The following is a 240-nucleotide window of genomic DNA, read 5'->3' on the forward strand; positions in this document are numbered from 1 at the left end:
GTCACTGTACTACGCGCTTTGGGCGCTATTTCTTGCACCATCAGACCCATACCAACTTTTTTGCCAGTGATCGTGACGCGATTTGGATCGACTGGTTCATTTGATTCTGCTGTTGGTGCTGTTTGCGCATAAGCAGACATGCTCAGGCAAACCAACTGGCAAGCGACAGCAACCATCGACAAACGCGATGGGAATGTCGATGAAAGTTTTCTTGATTGCTTCATTTACTACTCCTTGATC

1 protein-coding gene is annotated in these 240 nt (G+C 47.1%); it reads right to left on the bottom strand.

The window, feature by feature from the left end; translation table 11 throughout:
• On the bottom strand, positions 1-224 hold a 224-nt coding region (locus tag QN347_RS20835; RefSeq protein ID WP_323494551.1), incomplete at its 3' end, for a hypothetical protein.
• Between the last annotated feature and the right edge of the window lie 16 nt (positions 225-240).

It is taken from the genome of Sphingomonas sp. 10B4, assembly GCF_035019905.1.
In the GTDB taxonomy this organism is placed as follows: domain Bacteria; phylum Pseudomonadota; class Alphaproteobacteria; order Sphingomonadales; family Sphingomonadaceae; genus Sphingomonas; species Sphingomonas glacialis.